Source organism: Arenicella xantha, assembly GCF_003315245.1.
Classification (GTDB): Bacteria; Pseudomonadota; Gammaproteobacteria; order Arenicellales; family Arenicellaceae; genus Arenicella; species Arenicella xantha.
In genome coordinates this window covers 1-2904 of sequence record NZ_QNRT01000020.1, presented here as the reverse complement: position 1 = coordinate 2904, position 2904 = coordinate 1, and the positions used below count along the sequence as shown (strand labels likewise).

Here is a 2904-nt window from a genome sequence, read left to right as displayed (position 1 = left end):
CTGGCGCGCTTACTTTTTTATTAGGTCAGAACGATGATGTGAAATACGTCAGGTATTTACTCGTCCTTATTGACAAAAGGAGTCATACCAACGCCCAGCAAACGGGCGCGCGCTTTTTGCGCGTCCGAGCGAACGAAGTGAGTGACAGTTTTGTGTCTTGTTAGTGTGATTTAGCACTTTCTTTTAATACTGACTCATAGTTTTTAATAAAACTCTGTTCGACTTTTTCAAAAGACAATTCATGAGGTGAAATAAATTTAACCTTACTAGTAAATTGGCACTTAGCCATTTTATGGAGTTCTTGAAAAATAGACCAGTCCATAGCTGAGTGTTCATGACTTTTTTTGAAGACTGCGGCTTCAACTATATCGTGATGCTCTACGAGAAGACTAAATGTTGCGCCACCATTTGAATGCATAACGCCATTAGAGATATCTATTCGAACTGGATACATAGCTATAATTTCGAGGAAAACTGATTTCATTTCGTCACACTAACGCTAAGCCAAGGGGCGGCGCGAAGCAGCCGTCCCGCGGAGCCAGCTTGCTGGCGGAGTGAACTTTGACGCCTTGTTAGGTGGTGTGACTTTTTCAATGACTTGATGCACTTCCTTTTGCCTCCAGAGAACAAGAACCATTTCTTTCGTTTACAAAGCCAGACTATCAGAATTCGTTTAGTGATAAAAATGCTGTTCGACCAAATCGATATAAATACTTAACTTACAACGATGAATCAATTTTCGAGACTGCCTCACTCGCGGAAATTGGCACCGACAAAAAACTTATTATCAACGACCGTTCTAACTAAATAGACAGGACACACCTAACGCCCAGCAAAGGGGCGCGCGTTTTCTGCGCGTCCCGCCGCAGGCGTACTTTTGGTTCTTGTTAGTGGTTTTACGCTTATCACTGTTTAATATACAACGGTGCTTCCTTAACACCTTTTACGAATGCCCAAAGCATCAGTAATATATTGATGAAAAGTAGATAAAACAAATTGTAGCTAAGAGCGATTAAAGCTACGAATAACATTGGAATTAAAACAAGAAATATATATTTCATTTGCGGTGCCAACGGTTTGTAAAAACGAACACCACACTCTTTGCACTTGCCAAGGAGAAATCGGTCAGCCCAGATTTTTTGCCAAAGCGAAATGCTGTTCTTTTTGCAAGAAGGACAATTAAACATAAGACACCACTAACGCCGCGAACACGGGCGCGCGATTTCGCGCGTCCGAACGAACGCAGTGAGTGAAAAGTGTTTTGCCTTGTTAAGTGCCAAAACTGACATAAAAAGATTTAACATTAGGGCAATTTTTAAGTTGTTCTGAATATGATATGTAAAATTTGTAGCTGGTTACCGCTTCCCTAGGAATACCAACCACATGAGTTACTACAGATTCTTTCGATCGGTGCATCTCTAAAGATGCACCTAAAACAACCTTTCCATCAACATGCCTTACCAACCCTATATTTTCAATTGGTAGACTATCGAGATGATTATCGACAGTTAGTGAAAATGAATAATTTCCATTAGGTTCAATGATTTTTTCAAGGTCAAAATTTTGGTTACCTAGATGTTCGGTAAAACCTTTTTCCGTACTAATATTACACGGCGTATCGCTTGCCCATGCAAAAGACGAAATAAATAATAAGGTTATAAATGCAGCAATATTCATTTTATACACTTAACGCTAAGCCAAGGGGCGGCGCGAAGCAGCCGTCCCGCGGAGCCAGCTTGCTGGCGGAGTGAACTTTGACGCCTTGTTAGCCATTCATTTCCCTTAACCTAAACTCTCTAAAAACATGGTAGAAATATATTGGCAATAGCACTAACCATAAACCTAGACTTTCTAAACCGCCTCGATAAAACGCTCTAACCGCTAAGCCTGAAGATACCCCTACTACGACCATGTGAAAAGTTACCGACAGTGCGAATATATTCGCTTGCGCCACCTTGCCATATTTAGACTTATATTTTTTAACTACATTTTCCACCAAAAACACGACGATAAGGAAGAAAAGAAAGATAAGCGTTATATACGCGATTGCAGACCAACCATAAGCGGTGATATTCGTAAATCCCTTCAAAAGGGAAAATGTAACGAGTGCAAAGGCAGCAGAAACTATTATCCAACGTACACTTAAAAATGTACTCCTTAAAAACTCTCCTCTACTAATATGCTTCATATTGTATGGCTAACGCCTTTGCAAGGGGCGCGTTGAAAACGTGTCCCGCGCAGTGAGTGAAACGAACGCAGCAGATTTTGCAAACTTGTTAGCAGTCATCTCGATCGAGATATTTAGATAAGTCAACTGAATACCAATAACCACCGTCATCTATGGCATATGGAGAATCGATATAAACGTAGAGGTTCCGATTACAAATCTGCGTATTGATTTCGTAGTAAAGCTCTTGTTTGCCTTCTCCATTCTGCTCCTTAACTACTTCTTCAATTCGAGACGTTCCAATTGGCGATAGCCTAGAAGAAAACACTATATTTTCTTCTGGATTGTCACCACTCCATAAAAGATATCGGAGGCTTTCTTGAGCTGAGATAGAAAGTGGGTTCTCTGTTTCAATTAAAGTGGCAATTTTAAAGCTATAACTTTTGGCAGTTATCCTTATCGTGACAGTGCCATCTGGCGCTGTCAGCTTACTGACTAACCCACTCATTCCCAATTCGGTTTCCGTCTCAGGACTAAGGTAGGCAAATTTTGCCCACATGCCATAAGAAGCTGATGCATAAAACGTTATTAATAATATGAATATAGCTTTCATACTGCTAACGCTAAGCCAAGGGGCGGCGCGAAGCAGCCGTCCCGCGGAGCCAACTTGTTGGCGGAGTGAACTTTGACGCCTTGTTAGGTGGTGTGACTTTTTCGATGACTTGATGCACTTCCTT

The 2904-nt window shown here is 41.2% G+C and carries 4 protein-coding genes; all 4 read right to left on the bottom strand.

Annotated elements, in window-relative coordinates; genetic code table 11:
- Positions 1 to 160: 160 nt before the first annotated feature.
- A complete protein-coding gene (locus tag DFR28_RS19435) occupies positions 161 to 484 on the bottom strand; it encodes a hypothetical protein (RefSeq protein WP_147251084.1) in 324 nt (107 codons plus the stop codon).
- Positions 485 to 1269: 785 nt separating this feature from the next.
- Positions 1270 to 1677 (bottom strand): hypothetical protein, encoded by a 408-nt coding sequence (locus DFR28_RS19425; RefSeq protein ID WP_113956066.1) that lies wholly within the window; start codon positions 1675 to 1677, stop codon positions 1270 to 1272.
- A gap of 88 nt (positions 1678 to 1765) precedes the next feature.
- Entirely contained in the window at positions 1766 to 2188 is a 423-nt protein-coding gene (locus tag DFR28_RS19420) for a hypothetical protein (protein WP_113956065.1), read from the bottom strand.
- Between the two features lie 88 nt (positions 2189 to 2276).
- Positions 2277 to 2780, bottom strand: a complete 504-nt coding sequence (locus DFR28_RS19415; RefSeq protein ID WP_147251083.1) for a hypothetical protein — start codon at positions 2778 to 2780, stop codon at positions 2277 to 2279.
- Positions 2781 to 2904: the final 124 nt, after the last annotated feature.

Excerpts from the sequence above, each read along its gene's own strand:
- DFR28_RS19435 (WP_147251084.1), bottom strand. The coding sequence starts at position 484 with ATGAAATCAGTTTTCCTCGAAATTATAGCTATGTATCCAGTTCGAATA.
- DFR28_RS19425 (WP_113956066.1), bottom strand. The coding sequence starts at position 1,677 with ATGAATATTGCTGCATTTATAACCTTATTATTTATTTCGTCTTTTGCA.
- DFR28_RS19420 (WP_113956065.1), bottom strand. The coding sequence starts at position 2,188 with ATGAAGCATATTAGTAGAGGAGAGTTTTTAAGGAGTACATTTTTAAGT.
- DFR28_RS19415 (WP_147251083.1), bottom strand. The coding sequence starts at position 2,780 with ATGAAAGCTATATTCATATTATTAATAACGTTTTATGCATCAGCTTCT.